Here is a 17825-nt window from a genome sequence, read left to right on the forward strand (position 1 = left end):
GCCTCCGTTACTCGACCGTGACCGACTTCGCCAGGTTACGCGGCTTGTCCACGTCGTACCCGCGCGTGCGGGCGATCTCGGCAGCCAGCACCTGCAGCGGCACGGTGGACACCAGCGGCTGCAAAAGCGTTGGCACAGCTGGAATTTCGACAAGCTCGTCGGCGAACGGGCGGACCGTCTCGTCACCCTCTTCGGCGATCACGATCGTGCGAGCACCGCGCGCCTGGATCTCGCTGATGTTCGAGACGAGCTTCGAGTGCAGCACCGCGCGCCCCTTCGGCGACGGCATCACCACCACCACCGGGAGACCGTCTTCGATCAGCGCGATCGGGCCGTGCTTCAGCTCTCCGGCCGCGAAGCCCTCCGCGTGCATATACGCGAGCTCCTTGAGCTTGAGCGCACCTTCCAGGGCGACCGGGAAGCCCACGTGACGACCGAGGAAGAGCACCGCCTTGGAGTCCGCGATCGCGCGGCCGAGCGTGCGGACCTGCTCCACGGTGGACAGCACCTTCTGCACCGCGGCCGGCATGGCCTCGAGCTCGGCGAACTCCCGAGCCACCTCGTCCGGGTACTTCGTGCCGCGGGCCTGCGCCAGCGCCAGGCCGACCAGGTAGTTCGCCGCGATCTGGGCCAGGAACGCCTTGGTCGACGCGACCCCGATCTCCGGGCCGGCGTGGGTGTAGAGCACCGCGTCCGACTCGCGCGGGATCTGCGCGCCGTTGGTGTTGCAGACGGCGAGCACCCTGGCCTTCTGCTCGCGCGCGTGCCGCACGGCCTCCAGGGTGTCCGCGGTCTCGCCGGACTGGGAGACCGCGACCACCAGCGTGTCCCGGTCGAGCACCGGGTCGCGGTAGCGGAACTCGCTGGCCAGCTCGACCTCGACCGGCAGCCGGGTCCAGTGCTCGATGGCGTACTTGGCGACCAGGCCGGAGTGGTAGGCGGAGCCACAGGCGACGACGAAGACCTTGTCCACGTCGCGCAGGTCCTGGTCGGAGATGCGCTGCTCGTCGAGGATGATCCGGCCGCCGTCGAAGTGCCCGCGAAGGGTGTTCGCCAGCGCCTCGGGCTGTTCCTCGATCTCCTTGAGCATGAAGTACTCGTGGCCGCCTTTTTCCGCGGCCGAAAGGTCCCAGTCCACGGTGAACGGCTTGGCCTGCGCCGGCTCGCCGGCGAAGTCGGTGACCTGGTAGCCGTCGCGGCTGATCACCACGAGCTGGTCCTGGCCCAGCTCGACGGCCTCTCGGGTGTGCTCGATGAACGCGGCCACGTCGGAGGCGACGAAGGTCTCACCTTCACCGACGCCCACCACCAGCGGGGACGAGCGGCGGGCGGCGACGATCAGGTCCGGGTGGTCGGCGTGCGTGATGACCAGGGTGAACGCGCCTTCGAGGCGGCGGCAGACCGTGCGCACGGCGTCCGGCAGGTCGCCGCCGTTGTCCGCGACGACCTTGCCCACCAGGTGGGCGACGGTCTCGGTGTCGGTGTCGCTGGTCAGCTCGACACCGGCGGCCTCCAGCTCGCTGCGCAGCTCGAAGAAGTTCTCGATGATGCCGTTGTGCACCACGGCGACCCGGCCCGCGGTGTCCCGGTGCGGGTGCGAGTTGCGGTCGACCGGCGGACCGTGCGTGGCCCAGCGGGTATGCCCCATGCCCGCGGTGCCGGTGAACCCTCCGCGGCCGTCGGCGTCCAGCTCGGCCTCCAGGTTCGCCAGGCGGCCGGCCTTGCGCTCCACGGTCAGCGCACCGGCGCCGTCCAGTACAGCGACCCCGGCCGAGTCGTAACCGCGGTACTCCATCCGTCGAAGCCCGCCGAGAACCACGTCAAGCGCCTGCCGGTGTCCGACATATCCCACGATTCCACACACACCTCCAGCCTAACGAGGGACACCAGCCGCCCCCGCCCGGCTCTTCAATGCGCCCGCACGCTGCATTTAGCGGGCTAAACGCGCTTCGGGGCGGAGGTGATCGCTGTTCGGTGGGGAGCTGCCGCCGCGGCCGTCCGGCTCCTGGCCGCTACCGCCGCTGAGCGCGTTTAGCGGGCTAAACGCGCTCGGGGGCCGCCAGGCAGGCTGGGTGGGGCGGCGGGCAGTAAGGTCACGCCATGGCCAGCAAGCCCAAGGAGCTGCTCGAAGAGCTGTCCCACCCTGGTCCGCACGAGGTGCTTCGCGGCAATCTCGCCCTCGTCGGCCTGCCTGGTGTGGTGTTCACCCCGCGAAAGGGGCTGAACCTGCCGGCCATCGCCTTCGGGCACGGCTGGCTGCAACCACCAGGGCGGTACCGCGACCTGCTGCGCCACCTGGCCAGCTGGGGCATCGTCACGGCCGCACCGGCCACCCAGCGCGGACCGCTGCCGTCTCATCGCATCTTCGCCGCGGACCTGCGCAGCACACTGGAGCTCATCACCGGAGTGCGGCTCGGGCCGGACGGCATCAGCGTCGACCCGGCCAAGCTGGGCCTGGCCGGGCATTCCACCGGCGGCGGGGCCGCGGTGCTCGCCGCGGCCGGAGCGGACGAGCCCAAGGTTCGCGCGGTCGCCACGATCACCGCCGCCCAGACCATCCCGCCCGCCACCGAAGCCGCCCGCGCCCTGACCATCCCGGGCCTGCACCTCGCCGCGGAACAGGACCTGGTCGCCCCGGCCGTCGGCCACGCCAGGGCCATCGCGGACGCATGGGGCGGGCCGGTCCAGCTCCGCACGCTGGGCAAATCGACCCATCTCGCGGTCACCGAAGGCAAGCACTGGAGCCAGCTACTGCTGCACGGCAAGCCGCACTACGGCACACAACGCCTGGTCAGGGCCCTGTTCACCGCCTTCTTCCTCACCCACCTAACCGGCACCGACCAGTACCGACCGCTACTGGACTCGGACGTGAAAAAGGCCACCATCGAGTTCGACAGCAGCCTGGACCCGAACGCGGCCTGAACGAGGGGCAGGCCCGGCCGCACGAACCGGGCCTGCCGCAGACTCAATCCAGCCAACTGTTGTTCGAGAAGTCGTCCTCGTCGAAGTTCTCACGGCGGGCGTGCCGCGGCGCCGAAGCGGCGGGCGGCGCGGCCTCGGGTGCCGGCGGCTTCGGCGGCTCGGGTGGCGCCTCGTAGGTCGCCTCCTCGGCCTCGCTGAACTGGTAGGTGGCGTCCTTGCCCTCGACCCGCTTCAGCCACTGGTTCTTGGCGTTCGGGTCGTTCGCCGCCTCTTCGTTGTCCTTGGCGCGCTCGTCGAGCTCCTTGCAGAGGCGTTCGTTCTCCTCCCGCAGCTGCTCGGATTCCTTCTCGATCTGCGTCTGCACGGTCTCGGCACGCTCGGCGATGTCGGCGGACCTGGCGCGCGATTCGGCCAGGATCTCCGCGAACTTCTGCTCGATCGCCGGATCGACGGTGGTCATCGGTCAGCCTTCCTTCCCCTGCGGGCCACGCGGGTCACCGGTCGTACCGGATCGAGCGGTCGCCGTCGTCGTCCAGCGAACCGCTGATCCGGCCGCCGGCGCTGCTGGTCTCGAAAATACCGCCGTCGACGCGGTACTGGCTGGAGCCGCGTTCCTGGTCTCCGCCACCACCGCCTCCTGCGCCACCCATACCGCCCATCATCGGCATGCCGCCCATTCCGCCACCCGCGGCCGCGCCCTGCTGGGTCGCCGCGGCGGACGGGTCCATGCCCGGCGCCGCGCCAAGGCCGGGTGCCGCGCCGGCCATGGCCGGCGCCGGAGCACCGCCTCCGGTCTGGGACCCCGGGTCCAGCGACCCGGTGTCGCCCAGCGGGACACCGCCCGCAGGGGCACCGCCGGCGTGCGCGATCGGCCCCGAGTCGGCGGTCGCCGCCTCGGCGGGCGCGGTCTGCTGGGCGGCCGGATCCGCGGCAGGAGCCGCATCCGCCGGGGCACCAGCGTCGGCCGCTGCGGCCGGGGCACCGGCGGCGCCGTCACCACCCGCATCGACCCCGCCCGGTGCCTGGAACCCATCGCTCCCAGCCGGTTTGCTCTCCGCTTCGAGGGTCTCGCCGCCGGTCGCGGCCTCCGGCTCACCCGTCGCCAGGTCATCGGTCGGGAGGTCGCCGCTGCGCCGGTCATCCAGCTTGAGGTCGTCGTCCTTGAGGTCCGACTTGCCGTCCTCGCCGGCCCCGTCCTTGCCCTCGCCGTCCTTCGAGCCCTCCTCGTCGAGGGTGTACGAGGTCGGCTCGCCGGTCCCGTCGTCCACCGTGACCACGGTCGGGCCGTCCGGCCCCTCCGGGCGCTCGGCGGTGATCTTGAGGTTGCCGTCCTCGATGTGGATCTTGCCGTCCGGCCCCGGCTTGTAGACCTTCTCGCCGGTGTCCTGCTGGGATCCCTGTGGGCCGAAGTCCTTGTCGCCTTCCTTGGCCGGGTCGCCGGGCTTGCCGTCCTCGCCCTCCTTGCCCGCCTCGCCATCGCCGAAGTCCAGTTTGTAGTCCTTCGGCTGGCCCTTGCCGTCGTCGACGGAGATCTCCATCTTCCCGTCCTTGTCCGGCTCCGACATGGTGATCTTGTCGTCGCCCTTCTGGACGGTCATGGTGTCCTGCTCGTCGCCGGCGTCCTTGATCGCTTCACCGGTCTCCGGGTCGATCGGGTACGGCTTGCCGGTCTCCGGGTCCGTCTCCAGCGGCTTGCCGGTGACCGGGTTCATGCCCTCTTCCGGCTTCTTCGGCTCCTCGGCACCGGCCGGCGGAGTGCCACCGCCCGCGCCGGGGCCACCCCCGCCGGTGCCGGGACCGCCACCACCCGTACCCGGGCCGCCGCCACCGGTACCTGGCCCGCCGCCCGGCTTCTTCTCCTCGCCGCCGCTCAGATTCGGCGAACCCACCTGCGCGAACGGGTCCTGCTCGAGCCCCTTGCCGAGGCCCTGGACCATCGTGTCGTAGCTCTGCTGGATGCCCTGCTTGGCGCTGGTGGCCTGGTCGTGGACCTCGTTCGCCTTGGTCGTGTAAGCGGTCTTGAACTGCTCGATCTTGGTCTCGCAGTCCGTCAGCGCCTTCTCGTACTTGGCGCACTCTTCCTTGATGTTGTCCTCGTTGATTTCCTTCGCGAAATTGAGCCCCGCGACAGCGGCGATGGCACCGATCGGCCCGCCGACGAGAAATCCGAGCGCACCCGCGGCGATATTGCCGAGCAGGTCAAGGCCCTTTTCCAGCAGGCTCCGGTTCTCCAGCTCGTGGATCTTGTTCTTCAGCTCGGAGATAACACCGGGCAGCTTCTCCTTGCCCTCGATCACCGCGTCCACATCGGACGGGGTCATCCCCGCCATCTTGCCGTCGCCCCACTTGTTGTGGCAGAGCTTGGCGAAGTCGGTGACCTGCTTCTCGATGGTGTTGATGCCGGTGGTGATCGTGCCGGGCGCGTTGGTCAGCGCACCGGCCAGCGTGGCCGAGCCCGCGTCCAGTTTGGACTTGTACTGGTTCGCCGCGGTCGCCGCACCGCCCTGCCAGCCGGACAGGTTGTTGCCCCATGCCTGGTCCAGCTGCTGATTGGACTCGGTGACCGTCTTCCCGCTCTGTGTGAGCGCGTCCGCGTCCGCGCGGAAGGCGGTGAAGTCGATGCCCCGGAACTCCGCGGTGGCGGCACGCAGGCTGTTCGGGTCGAGCCCGCCCATGCGCGCGTCGCCACCGCCCTGCTGGCTCTGCCCGCCCGCCTTGGTGAACCTCGGATGGAACTCGTCGAAGATCTTCAGCCCGACATCGCCCTGATCGATGATCTCGTCGGAATTGCTGAAACCGCCCTCGCCCAGCCGTTTCCAGCTGTCCCCCAGCGCCTTGTCGGTTTCGGCCTTCTTGATCTGCTGCTCGGCGCTGGCCGCGGCGGCCTGCCCCATCATCTCGTCCATCGGAATGATGCCCCCGTGCTCACCGAGGTTCATCATTTCCAGCGGGTTGATGCCGAGCTCTTGCGAGTACTTCCACTTGTCGTTGTCGCTGAGGTCACCGGACGCGGCGAGGCTGTTCAGGAGAGCCTTTTTGTTCTCCTTGGACACATTCGGGTCGTCCAGCATCTTGCGCTGTTCTTCAGCGCTGTACTTCTTCTGCTCGTCGCCCATGATCAGCCCTGGCCCTTGTTCTTGATCGCCGCCTGCTGGTTTTCCTCGTTCGTCGAGTAACTGCGCGACGCCTCGGACAGCGCACCGCCGAACTGGGTCGCCGACGTGCCGTACTTGGTGATGCCGTCCTTGAACTTCGCGAAAGCCTGCGTATAGGGGTCGGCGACCTGCTGCCACGCCTTGCCGACCTTGCCCGCTGCCACGGTGGCGGTCAGCTTCCCGGCCGCCGTGGTGAGTTCGGTCCCCTCCTGGTTGAACGCGGTAGCCCCAGCATTCACCTGCCCCGGATCGGCCTTGTAGCCACCGTCTGGCATTTGCTCCCCCTCGAGAGGTCACGGATAAGCGAACACAACTCCGACGCGCTTCAGGCGCGCGTGGTGCCGTCGCTAATGCACAGACAATGTACCGAGGCGCAGGTCAGCCCGCACCGACCTGAGTACTTTGCTTACCCAAACGGTCTACGAGGGTCAGGAGACCGCGGAAACCACCCCGGCCAGCCGGTCGGCGGCGGCCTGCGCGGTGTCCTGGGCGGGAGCCTCCACCATCACCCGGACGAGCTGCTCGGTGCCGGACGGCCGCAGCAGCACGCGGCCCTCTTCACCGAGTTCGGCCTCGACCGCGCCGACCGCGTCGCGGACGGCCTCGGATCCGGCCACCGCGGCCTTGTCCGCGACCCGGACGTTGACCAGTACCTGCGGCAGCCGCCGCATCACGCCCGCCAGCTCCGCCAGCGGCCTGCCGGTCGAAGCGATCCGGCTCATCAGCCGCAGCGCGGTGAGCAGCCCGTCCCCGGTGGTGGCGTGCGCGGGCAGCACCACGTGCCCGGACTGCTCGCCGCCGATCGCGTAACCGCCGGCACGCAACTCCTCGAGCACGTACCGGTCGCCGACCGCGGTGGTCCGGACGTTCACCCCGTGCGCGCGCATGGCCAGGTGCAGGCCGAGATTGCTCATCACGGTGGCGACCAGGGTCTCGTCGGTCAGCTCGCCGTCGTCGGCCATGGCCAGCGCGAGCACGGCCATGATCTGGTCGCCGTCGATGATCTGACCCACCGCGTCCACCGCGAGACACCGGTCCGCGTCCCCGTCGTGGGCGATGCCGAGGTCGGCACCGTGCTCGAGGACGGCCGTCTGGAGCTGCTCCAGGTGGGTGGACCCGCAGCCGTCGTTGATGTTGATGCCGTCCGGTTCGGCGTGGATCGCGATGACCTCGGCGCCCGCCTTGCGGTACACCTCGGGCGCCGCGGCCGAGGCCGCGCCGTTCGCGCAGTCCACCACCACCCGGACACCGGCCAGCGGGTGCGGGGTGGCGGCCAGCAGATGGGCGGAGTACCGGTCCAGCGCGTCGTCGACATCGGAGACCCGGCCGACCTCAGCTCCGGTCGGACGAACTGCGTCGGCATCGAGACCGGCCTCGATCTCGTCCTCGATGCCGTCCGGCAGCTTGTGCCCGCCGGCGGCGAAGAGCTTGATGCCGTTGTCCGGCATCGGGTTGTGCGAAGCGGAGATCATCACGCCGAGATCGGCGTTGAGCTCGCTGACCAGGAAGGCGACCGCCGGGGTCGGCTGCACCCCGACGCGCAGCACGTCCGCGCCGGCGGACGCGAGCCCGGCGACGACTGCGGCTTCGAGCATCTCGCCGCTGGCACGGGGGTCCCGGCCCACCACGGCGACCTGACGGTGCGAACGGTCGTGTGCTGCGAGCACCCTGGCGGCGCTCGCAGCGATCGCGAGTGCGAGTTCGGGCGTCAGCTCGCCGTTCGCGAGACCGCGCACTCCGTCAGTGCCGAAAAGGCGAGACATCGTCATCTCCTCCTAGAGCGAACAACCTCGACAACCTAGCGGCACGGCACACGACCCCACCACGCCCCTCACCCGACGCCAGCCGAGCGCGTTTAGCCCGCTAAACGCGCTCGGGTCGGCAGCACAAAGCACGGAAGCGTCCATCCGATGGACGGATGAACGCTTCCGAGGGTTGCTTGCGAATCAGCGCTTGCTGTACTGCGGAGCCTTACGGGCCTTCTTGAGACCGTACTTCTTCCGCTCCGTGGAACGCGCGTCACGGGTCAGGAAGCCGGCCTTCTTCAGCGCCGGGCGGTCGTCGGCGTCGACCTCGACCAGGGCACGGGCGATCGCCAGGCGCAGCGCGCCGGCCTGACCGGAGGTGCCGCCGCCGTGCAGGTTGCCGAAGATGTCGAAGGAGTCCGGCTTCTCGACGGTCACCAGCGGCTCACGGATGAGCTGCTGGTGCACCTTGTTCGGGAAGTACTCCTCGATGCTCTTGCCGTTCAGCTTGAACACGCCGGTGCCGGGCACCAGGCGGACGCGGACGACGGCCTCCTTGCGGCGGCCCACCGTCTGCGCGTTGCCGCCGGCGGCGCGGGACGGCTTCGGCGCGGCTGGGGTCTCACTGGTCACAACGGCTTCGGTCGCCTCGGCGGCCTCGGTCTCGGTGCTGGTCACAGACTGTTCCTCACTCACTGGGCGACCTGCGCGATCTTGCTGAGCTCGTGCGGCTGCGGCTGCTGCGCGGCGTGCGGGTGCGCCGGGCCGGCGTAGACCTTGAGCTTCTTCGCCTGGGCGCGGCCGAGCTTGTTCTTCGGCAGCATGCCCTTGACGACCTTCTCGAGCAGCCGCTCGGGCTTGGTGTCCAGGAGCTCGCCGAAGGAGCGCTTGCGCAGACCACCGGGGTAGCCGCTGTGCCGGTACGCGAACTTCTGCTCGCGCTTGTTCCCGGTCAGAGCGACCTTCTCGGCGTTGACGATGATGACGAAGTCACCGGTGTCCACGTGCGGGGCATAGGTCGGCTTGTGCTTGCCGCGCAGCAGCGTGGCGACCTCGGTCGCGAGCCGGCCGAGCACGACATCCTCGGCGTCGATCACGTGCCAGGCACGAGTGACGTCGCCGGGCTTGGGGCTGTACGTGGGCAAGGGTCTACCTCGTCGTCAACATTGCGTGTGGGTATGAGTGCGGGCCTAGCGCTAGTCGTACACAGCGCCGCAGCGCACAACGACATATGAAGATACCCGGCCGCTCCGACGAGGGTCGAAGCGGGGGTCGCCGCCCACATCCATACTAGGGTCTCGTGCAGTTGACCGTACCGAACCGCCCCGGGGGCCATCAGCGTGACCGTGCGAAACCACCGCCATCGGCGACTCGCGGCCCTGCTGGCCTGCGCGGGACTGCTGGTCGCGACGACCACCGCCTGCGGCAGCGCCAAGGCGGGCAGCGCGGTGCCCGACGGCGACCAGGCCGCCACCTACGTCAGCGCCAAGTTCGCCGAGAAGATCGAGGCGCTCGGCAACGACTTCAGCGGGAACGAGTCCCGCAAGAGCGTGCTGCAGCGGTTCGCCAGGGTCGACGAGAAGAAGTCGAACAGCACGATCAGCGCGGTCCAGTTCGGCCGCCCGCCCGCCCGGTTCTCGAAGAACCACTCCAACACCAACTCGGCCGACTACCTTGACTCGTTCCACCCGGCGAACAGCGAGGTCGAGTACCTGCAACTCGGTCCGGCCTACGCCGCCCTCGCTCCCACCCCGTGGGTGTCCATGCCCTATACCGCCGGGAACCTCAACGAGTGCTTCTGGGAGGGCCAGCAGGACGTCTGCAAGATGATCCAGGCGGTGGCCGACTCGGTGAACAAGGGCAAGGCGGCCAAACGGGCGAACAGCCGCCCCGACGGCAGCGTCGAGCTCAGCGCCGAGGTGACGCTCGGCGCGTTCCTGCAGAACAAGGTGATCGTCTTCCCGCCGTCGCTGCTCGGCCTGATCAGCGACAAGATGAAGACCGAGGTCCTGCCGACCCGGTTGATTCTCGATCCGAAGGGCAAGCTCACCGAGATCGAGATGACCGGCAAGATCGCCGACGCCGGGCACGAAGTCGAGGTCCGGATGCACTACAAGCTCGACGGCGAGCCGACCGCGAACGACCTGCCGAAGCTCCCGGACGCGTCGCAGGTGACCGTGCTGCCGGACAAGGCCGCGGTGGACGACTTCTACCGGCGCCTCGGCGAGATCCAGGGCGGATGAGCCGACGGTGGGAATGCAACGAAGCTCACACGGCGACGCGCCGCGACCTCCCGAGGTGATACCCCGATGACCCAGCCGCCCAGCCAGCCCGGGTGGTGGCAGCCGCCGGCCGGGCAGCCGAACGCGCCGCAGTGGCAGCAGCCGCAGGGCTATCCGCCACAGGGATATCCGGGGCAGGCCCCGCCTCCGCAGGGCGGGTACGGCGGCGGCTTCCAGCTGTCCACTTCGTACGGTGGGCTGGGCGCATTCGGTCAGGCACCGCAGGCGAAAGGCCCGCGCTCCAAGAAACCGTGGCTCATCGGCGGGGGCGTGGTGGTGGTCCTGCTGGCCGGCGGCGCCACAGCCTGGGCGCTCGGCGCCTTCCAGGGCGAGGTGCTCGACGAAGGTTCCGTGCAGAACGGGGTGGTGACCGTGCTCCGGGAGAGCTTCGGGGAAAGCGATGTCCGCGACGTGCGATGCCCGGCGGACCAGCCGATCAAGGCCGGCAGCACGTTCGACTGCTCGATCACCCTGGCCGGACAGCCGAAAAAGGTGTCCATCCGGGTGCTGAACGACAAGCCGGAATTCGAGGTCGGCGCACCCAAGTAAACGTCCGAAAACATAAAGAACCGGTTCCGGCGCGATGCCGGAACCGGTTCTTGACTGGGGTTACTCTGGTCAGTTCCCCATCAGCTTGGTAACGCTGCTCTCCGTGCTCTGGTAGCCGTCCGCGATCTGCGGCAGCGCCGTGGCGATCTGCGCGAGGAGCTGCTTGAGCTCGGTGAACGAGTCGTCCCACTGCTTCTGCAGGGCCTGGTACTCGGTCTGGGCGCTACCGGTCCAGGTCTCGACCAGCGGGTTCAGCTGCTTCTTCAGGTCGCCGAACAGGGCCTCCAGCTCACCACCGGTGCTCTTGCAGTCCTCCGCCGCGGCGTTGATCGTGGCGTAGTCAACCTTGATCGTCATTTAATACTCCGTTTCGAAAAAGTCTGGGTGGGATGAAAGTCGATCAGCCGAGAACGCCGAAGCCCTCGTTGAAGCTCTTGACGAAGGTCTGCTGCTCCTCTTCCGAGGCCTGGTAGGTGGAACCGGCCTGCGCGAGCAGCTCACCGATGCCCTGCAGCGACTGGTTCAGCTTCCGGCCGGTCTCGTTGAAGCGCATCATCACGTTCTGGAACGCGACGGCGGCCTGGCCATCCCAGCCGGCCTGCGTGGCCTCGATCTTGTCCTGAAGCGCATTCAGGTTGCGGTCCATCTCAGCGCGGGTGGCGCTGACGTCCTTCTCGGCCTGGGTGAACTGTGCAACTTCCCCGGTAAAGCCTTGAGCCATTGGGAGCTACCCCCTTCGTTAGTGGTTTGCCCGTGCTTCGTTTGTTGGTACGGGCCTACGACGAAGACCATGCCATGGTTGGTTCCGCCTTGTCGCGATCCCCGGCCAAGTAGTTGCTGAAGTGAACGCCGCGACCTGGAACCGACTCGGCCGGCTCGATCCCGCCACCCGTCCAGCACCCGAAAAAAGGGGAGAAATCCCTTGCGCTACAACAGTTTCCGTCGTTCCAGGAATCCACACGAGAACGACTCGGCCGCGGCGGGCGACGATTCGCTCTTGCGAAAGTCCTCGCCTCTTCACTCTTTGGTGGAGCCCGCCCAGCCTTCGCGGCACGCGCTCATCGGGTGATCTCGAGGGTGCGCACGATCTGTTCACAGGATGCGAGCACTCGTTCACGGGGAATCGCGGCCGCGTACTGACAGCCAACGTTCACCTGCACATCACCCTTGGCGACGACGTACCAGTCGACCACCCAGTTCGTCTTCACCTGGCGGTAGTAGACGGTCGTCTTCCCGGCGAAGCCGAGTTCGGGATTGAAACCGGAGTACTCCGGGCCCGCTCGCTCGGCCGAGCCGCGCAGCTCGTTCGCCCAGCGGGCGCGGTCCGCCGAGGCGTCGTAGTCCAGCAGGTACTCCTGCACCGACACCAGGTCCGGGCCGGTCTGCGCGTCGTCCGGCCGTACCACCACCCGGCGGTCCTGCACGTCGTTGGCCTGGATGTCGCTGCCGGTCTGCACCCAGTCGGTCGGCACGGAGAACCGATAGTCGTACTGGGCGACCAGTCGTCCCAGTGGCGGCGGTTCGTCCTTGTTCAGCACCACGACCAGCACCGCCGCCGCGGCAGCGACCAGCAGCACCGCGCCCCCGACCAGCCACGGCACCTTGCCAGGCCGCTTCCTGCCACCCTCCGGCACGACCGCCGCTGCCGCGGGCACCCCCCGAGGCGGCGATGCCACCAACGGCCTCCCACCCTGCGGCCCCCCGCGCGGCGCGTTTAGCGGGCTAAACGCGCCCGGCGGGGCAGGTGGGCGGGGTGGGGTGAAGGCGGGACGTGGGACATCGCCGGGGCGGACCACCTCGGTGCGCTGCTCGCCGGGCGAGCGCGGTGCCCCAGGGCGAGGTGCCGCGGTCCCGGGCAGCGCGCCGGTCCGGTCCGAATCGACCTGTACCGCCCGGAGCGCGCCACGCGCGACCACGGTCTCCGGCTGGTCCAGCGTGGTCGGCACCACGCCGGTCCGCTCGTGGGTCAGCCTCGACACCATCGGGATCCGGCTGGACCCGCCGACCAGGAAGATCGCGGTCAGCTGCTGCGGCCGCAGCCCCGCGTCGTCCACCGCGGCCACGGTGAGCTCGACCGTACGGCCCAGCCGCGCGGCGATCAGCCGCTCCAGGTCCTCCCTGGTCACATGCGCGTCGGAGAACGGTGGCGGCATCGGCACGTCGGTGTAGGCATGCCTGGACAACGTCTCTTTCGCGCCGCGGACGTCCTGGTGCAGCACCCGCCGCCGGCGCCGGTCGGCCAGCTCCCGGCCTTCGACGAGCTGCCGCCACGCATCCGGGTCTGCCGACGAGACCAGCCCGCCGACGTGCTCGAGCAGCGCCTGGTCGACGTCCGCACCACCCCAGCTCGGGTCGCCACGAGTGGCCAGCACCTGAAAGCCACCCCGACGCCCGCCCTGGTCCCCTGGCGCGTTTAGCCCGCTAAACGCGCCAGGGCGGGAGGGGGCGCGGGTGACGACGCTGACGTCGACGGTGCCGCCGCCGAGGTCGAGCACCGCGAGAGTGTCGCCGGGCCTGCCGCTGAACTCGACGGTGCGTTCCTGGTTCACGTCGGCGGCCGCGAACGTCGCCGCGTGGAACACCGCGGCCGCCACCGGCTCCGGCACCAGCGCCACCTCGTGCGCGAGCCGACCGGCCGCCTGCCGCAGCAGCCGGGTGCGCACCGCGCCCCAGTCCGCCGGGTGGGTGAGCACCAGCAGGTCCACGTCGGCGCCACCGGCCAGCCGCCTCGCCTCGCTGACCGCGCGCTCGAGCACCGCGTGCACCACGTCCAGGACGCGCAGCACGCTGTCCCCGAGCAGCAGCTCGCCCTCGTCGATCCGGCGTTTGGGATGCGGCTCGTAGCGTGACGGGTCCATCGCCGCCTGCCGCTCGGCCTCCTGGCCGACGAACAGCGTGCCGTCCGCGGCCGCGTAGACCGCAGACGACATCAGCGGCTGACCGTCGACCACCACCACCTGCGGCTCGCGCCCGTTGATCGACGCGACAACACAGGTACTGGACGTGCCGAAGTCCACCGCCACCCGCAACGTCACAAGGCAGCCCCGGGTGCAGTTAGCGGGCTAAACGCGGTCACTCCGGCTGGATCCACGACACCTGCATCAGCTGCTTGCTGACCTTGCGGCTGACCATGCTGCCCCGACCGGGCGGCATCGGGCCCGGCCGCACGCTACCGAGCAGCACGCCCTCGTCCCTGGACCCGTTCATCACGATGCCGGGCGCCGCGATCTCCTTGAGCTTGCCGAGGATCGGGTCGTACAGGGCCCTCGACGCACCACCGGTGCGACGGGCCGCGATCAGGTGCAGGCCGACGTCCTTGGCCTGCGCCAAGTAGTCCGCCAGCGGCCGCAGCGGGTTGTTGTTCTGGGTGGCCACCAGGTCGTAGTCGTCCACGATCACGAACAGCTCCGGCCCGGTCCACCAGGACCGGTTGCGCAGCTGCTCCGGAGTGACATCCGGGCCCGGCAGCCGCCGTGACATCGAACCCGCGATGTCGCCGATCATCGAGTCCAGCTGGTTCGCCGAAACCGCGTAGCCGAGCAGCTGCTCGCCCTCCAGGAAGCCCAGCATGGTGCGCCGGTAGTCGACCAGGACGATGACGGCTTCCTGCGGCGTGTAGCGGTCGGTGATGCCCCGCGCGATCTGCCGCAGCAGGTTCGTCTTGCCGGACTCGCCGTCCGCGAACGCCATGAAGTGCGGGTCGGCGTCGAAGTCGAGGTAGACCGGCGCGAGCTCTTCCTCGTTGACGCCGATCGGGACGAGCTTGGTGTCGCGCTTCTTGTCCATCGCGAGCACTTCTTCGTACGGCATGACGTCCGGCAGCAGCCGCACCTTCGGCGCCGGCCTGCCGGTCCACGCGGCCTTGATCTTGGCGACCGCGTCCGCCACCCCGGCACCAACGTCCTCCGCGTCGCTCGACCCGTCGATCCGCGGCAGGCCGGTCAGCATGTGCAGCTTGTCCCTGGTCAGCCCCCGGCCGGGCCGTCCCTCCGGAATGTTCACCGCGACCCGGCGGTCGATGTCGGACTCGCTCGGGTCACCGAGCCGCAGCTCGAAGCGGGTACCGAGCATGTCCTTGATCGCCGGGCGGATGTCCGCCCACCGGTTCGACGCGACGATCACGTGCACGCCGTAGGTGAGGCCCTGCACGGCCAGCTTGGTGATCGCCGGCTCCAGCTCGTCGAAGTCGTCGCGCAGCGCGCGCCAGCCGTCCACGACCAGGAACGCGTCGCCGAACGGGTCCTGCTCCGCGCTGATCTCGCCGCGGCGCTTGCGGTTGCGGAACTCGGCCATGGAGTCGATGCCCATCGCACCGAACCGGCCTTCGCGCTCGTTCGCCAGCCCGTTCAACTCGGCGATGATCCGGCGCGCCTTGTCCGGTTCCCGCCTTGCCACCGCGACCCCGCCGACGTGCGGCAGGTCGGCGAGCCCGGCGAGCGTGCCACCACCGAGGTCGACGCAGTAGAACTGCACCTCTTCGGGGGTGTGCGTGAGCGCCATCGACATGATCAGGGTCCGCAGCATGGTCGACTTGCCCGACTGCGGGCCGCCGACCAGCACGCCGTGCCCGGCGGCACCGGAGAAGTCCGCCCACAGCGGGTCACGCCGCTGCTCGTACGGCCGGTCCACGATGCCGAGCGGGACCTGCAGCCTGCCGTTGCCGAAGAAGCCGACCGGGGAAAGCCCGCGGTCCTCGGTGGGGTTGAGGTTCGGCAGCAGGGTGTCCAGCGAGTTCGGCTCCTTGAGCGGCGGCAGCCACACCTCGTGTGCGGGCGGGCCCTGGCCGATCAGCCGGTTCACGATGACGTCGAGCTCGCTCGGCTCGACCGCCTCCTCCGACTGCCGCTCCTCCTTCTTCGGCTCGAGCGGCTCCGGTTCGGGCTCCGGCTCGGCGGGCAGTTCCACGAAGTCCGGCACGAACAGCTGCGGGCGCTTGTCCGCCCGGACCACGCTGGCCACCGGGCCCGCGGTCTTGATCCCGGACGGCCGGTAGGGACCGGACACATAGGACGCCTTGAACCGGACCATCGTCGAGGTGTCGTACTTGAGGTACCCGCCACCGGGCACCGACGGCAGCTCGAACGCGTCCGGCACACCGATCGCCGCACGGGACTCCGCCGCGGAGAAGGTCTTCAGGCCGACCCGGTAGGACAGGTGCGAGTCCAGCCCGCGGAGCTTGCCCTCTTCCAGCCGCTGCGACGCGAGCAGCATGTGCATCTGCAGCGACCGGCCAAGCCGGCCGATGGCGACGAACAGCTCGATGAAGTCCGGCTTGGCCGAGAGCAGCTCGGAGAACTCGTCGACCACGATGAACAGCGCGGGCAGCGGGTCCAGGTCGGCGCCGTTCTCCCTGGCCTTCTCGTACTCCCAGACGTTCTTGAAGTTGCCGCCGTTCTTGAGCGCCTCCTGGCGGCGGTTCATCTCGCCGGCCAGCGCGTCCTTCATCCTGTCCACCAGGGTGACCTCGTCGGCGAGGTTGGTGATCACCGCGGAGACGTGCGGCGCCTCGTCCAAGCCGAGGAAGGTCGCACCACCCTTGAAGTCGACCAGTACGAAGTTGAGCGTCGTGGACGAGTGCGTGGCGAGCATGCCGAGCACCAGGGTGCGCAGGAACTCCGACTTACCGGAACCGGTGGCGCCGATGCACAGGCCGTGCGGGCCCATGCCCTCCATGGCCGCCTCTTTGATGTCCAGCTCCACCGGCTGGCCGTACTCGCCGACCCCGAACGGGACGCGGTAGCGGTCGCGGACCGGCCGCGGCCGCCATGCCTGCTGGACGTCGAAGGTCATCGGGTCGCCCGGGATGCCGAGCAGTTCCAGCAGCGACGGGTTGGACAGCAGCGGCTCGTCCTCGTTCGCCTCCTGCGCGGCGGTGCCGACCCGGTACGGCGACAGCTTGCGGGCCAGCGCCTCGACCTCGACCAGGCTCAGCTTGTCCGGGCGGCCGAACCACTCGACGCCGCCCGCGCTGCGGGCACCGAGGCGCTCCTCTTCCACGACCAGCCGGAGACCACGGCGGGCGGGCAGGTTGCCGATCGAGTCGGACAGGTCGATCAGCGTGACGCCGACCAGGCCTTCCTCCAGGATGATCTGCTCTTCCCTGGTCACCTCGGCGTCATCGATGATGATCACCACGTGCGGCTGGTCCGGGGACGGGGTCGCGTTGCGCGAGAACCGCTGCCGGTCGCGCAGCTCGCCGTCGAGCCACTGCTCGACCTGTGCCAGCGAACCGGCCATCATGCGCAGCTGGCCGATGCCGTCGGAGAGCTCGGGGTGCTGGACGTGCGGCAGCCACTTCGCCCACTCCCACTCCTCCTTGGCGCGACCCGCGGTGGCCACCGCGATCAGCACGTCGTCGGAGCTGTGGAAGGTGACCATCTGGGCGATCATCGCCCTGGCCAGGCCGCGGGTGAGCTCGCGCTCGCCCTGCATGCTGACCGCGGCGAACCCGCGCAGGGTGATCTGGGTGGGCAGGTCGGGCACGATCGAGTGCGCGCGCACGAACCGGCGCAGCGCGAGGGTGGCGATCGGCTCCAGCTCGTCGACCGGGCCGGTCTGCGGCGGCACCAGCCGGGTGGCCAGCCGGTGCGAGCTGCGGCCGACCCGCAGGTGCAGGAAGTCCTGGTCGTTCTGCCGGCGCTCCCACATCCGCCGCGACGCCGCCAGCGACCACAGGGTCTGCGGGTCCGGGTGCACCCATTCCAGCGCCGCGCGCTGGTCGGCCATGGCCTCCCTGGCCCTGTCCCGCATCTGGCCGAGGTAGCGCAGGTAGTCCTTGCGGTCCTCGTTCATCTCGGCCTTCTTGGCGCCGCCGCCCTTGCCGCCGCCGGCGAACATGCCGACCATGCCCATCATCATCATCAGCGGCATCATCATGAACATCGGGTTACGGAGCGCCGCCCCGCCGCCGCTCATGAACATGAAGGCGATCATCCCGACCATGCCGACCACCATCACGACGGGCATCAGCTTCATCACGATGCTGCCCGGGATGGTCCTCGGCACCTCGGGTGGCGGTTCGAGGTGAACCTCCCCACCGGGTGGACGCGGAGCAGCAAGGCGCGGCGACTTCTTGAACTGCAGCGTGCTCACCGAAAAGACCCCTCATTCAACTCGGCGACGGTGGACACCAGGTCCACGGCCGCCCCACACGTTAGCGAATCACCAGCGGT

At 69.4% G+C, this 17825-nt stretch carries 14 protein-coding genes; 3 read left to right on the plus strand and 11 right to left on the minus strand.

Annotation, left to right across the window (positions count from 1 at the left end; all coding sequences use genetic code 11):
- Positions 1-7 precede the first annotated feature (7 nt).
- The gene (gene glmS / locus AMYNI_RS0112605) at positions 8-1864 is read right to left on the minus strand and encodes a glutamine--fructose-6-phosphate transaminase (isomerizing) (protein ID WP_026360379.1); all 1857 of its coding nucleotides are present in this window, start codon (positions 1862-1864) and stop codon (positions 8-10) included.
- A 236-nt stretch (positions 1865-2100) separates the two neighbouring features.
- Between glmS and AMYNI_RS0112610 the strand changes: the two genes are divergently transcribed.
- Entirely contained in the window at positions 2101-2922 is an 822-nt protein-coding gene (locus AMYNI_RS0112610) for a dienelactone hydrolase family protein (RefSeq protein WP_020668379.1), read from the plus strand.
- 43 nt (positions 2923-2965) lie between these two features.
- On the opposite strand, the gene AMYNI_RS0112615 is transcribed toward AMYNI_RS0112610, so the two are convergent.
- From AMYNI_RS0112615 to rplM, 6 genes are all read right to left on the minus strand, one after another.
- Entirely contained in the window at positions 2966-3382 is a 417-nt protein-coding gene (locus AMYNI_RS0112615; RefSeq protein ID WP_020668380.1) for a hypothetical protein, read from the minus strand.
- A gap of 34 nt (positions 3383-3416) precedes the next feature.
- Positions 3417-6038 carry a WXG100 family type VII secretion target gene (locus AMYNI_RS49015; RefSeq protein ID WP_020668381.1) on the minus strand — a complete coding sequence of 874 codons (2622 nt, stop codon included), beginning with the start codon at positions 6036-6038 and terminating at the stop codon, positions 3417-3419.
- Between the two features lie 2 nt (positions 6039-6040).
- On the minus strand, positions 6041-6352 hold the full coding sequence (locus AMYNI_RS44425) for a hypothetical protein (protein ID WP_020668382.1): 312 nt from the start codon (positions 6350-6352) through the stop codon (positions 6041-6043).
- A 153-nt stretch (positions 6353-6505) separates the two neighbouring features.
- Positions 6506-7840, minus strand: a complete 1335-nt coding sequence (gene glmM / locus AMYNI_RS0112630) for a phosphoglucosamine mutase (protein WP_026360380.1) — start codon at positions 7838-7840, stop codon at positions 6506-6508.
- A 183-nt stretch (positions 7841-8023) separates the two neighbouring features.
- Complete coding sequence (gene rpsI, locus AMYNI_RS0112635; protein ID WP_020668384.1) at positions 8024-8500, minus strand: 30S ribosomal protein S9; 477 nt, start codon at positions 8498-8500, stop codon at positions 8024-8026.
- A 14-nt stretch (positions 8501-8514) separates the two neighbouring features.
- The gene (gene rplM, locus AMYNI_RS0112640; RefSeq protein WP_020668385.1) at positions 8515-8967 is read right to left on the minus strand and encodes a 50S ribosomal protein L13; all 453 of its coding nucleotides are present in this window, start codon (positions 8965-8967) and stop codon (positions 8515-8517) included.
- Between the two features lie 195 nt (positions 8968-9162).
- Between rplM and AMYNI_RS0112645 the strand changes: the two genes are divergently transcribed.
- A complete protein-coding gene (locus AMYNI_RS0112645; protein ID WP_020668386.1) occupies positions 9163-10065 on the plus strand; it encodes a hypothetical protein in 903 nt (300 codons plus the stop codon).
- A 66-nt stretch (positions 10066-10131) separates the two neighbouring features.
- Positions 10132-10653 (plus strand): DUF4333 domain-containing protein, encoded by a 522-nt coding sequence (locus AMYNI_RS0112650; RefSeq protein ID WP_020668387.1) that lies wholly within the window; start codon positions 10132-10134, stop codon positions 10651-10653.
- Positions 10654-10722: 69 nt separating this feature from the next.
- Here AMYNI_RS0112650 and AMYNI_RS0112655 read toward each other — a convergent pair whose 3' ends face one another.
- The 4 genes from AMYNI_RS0112655 to AMYNI_RS0112670 form a co-directional block, all read right to left on the minus strand.
- The gene (locus AMYNI_RS0112655) at positions 10723-11010 is read right to left on the minus strand and encodes a WXG100 family type VII secretion target (protein ID WP_020668388.1); all 288 of its coding nucleotides are present in this window, start codon (positions 11008-11010) and stop codon (positions 10723-10725) included.
- A 43-nt stretch (positions 11011-11053) separates the two neighbouring features.
- Positions 11054-11374, minus strand: a complete 321-nt coding sequence (locus tag AMYNI_RS0112660; protein WP_020668389.1) for a WXG100 family type VII secretion target — start codon at positions 11372-11374, stop codon at positions 11054-11056.
- A gap of 337 nt (positions 11375-11711) precedes the next feature.
- The gene (locus tag AMYNI_RS0112665) at positions 11712-13688 is read right to left on the minus strand and encodes a type VII secretion-associated protein (protein ID WP_026360382.1); all 1977 of its coding nucleotides are present in this window, start codon (positions 13686-13688) and stop codon (positions 11712-11714) included.
- A 37-nt stretch (positions 13689-13725) separates the two neighbouring features.
- The gene (locus AMYNI_RS0112670; RefSeq protein ID WP_026360383.1) at positions 13726-17745 is read right to left on the minus strand and encodes a type VII secretion protein EccC; all 4020 of its coding nucleotides are present in this window, start codon (positions 17743-17745) and stop codon (positions 13726-13728) included.
- Positions 17746-17825 lie beyond the last annotated feature (80 nt).

Source organism: Amycolatopsis nigrescens CSC17Ta-90 (assembly GCF_000384315.1).
GTDB lineage: Bacteria > Actinomycetota > Actinomycetes > Mycobacteriales > Pseudonocardiaceae > Amycolatopsis > Amycolatopsis nigrescens.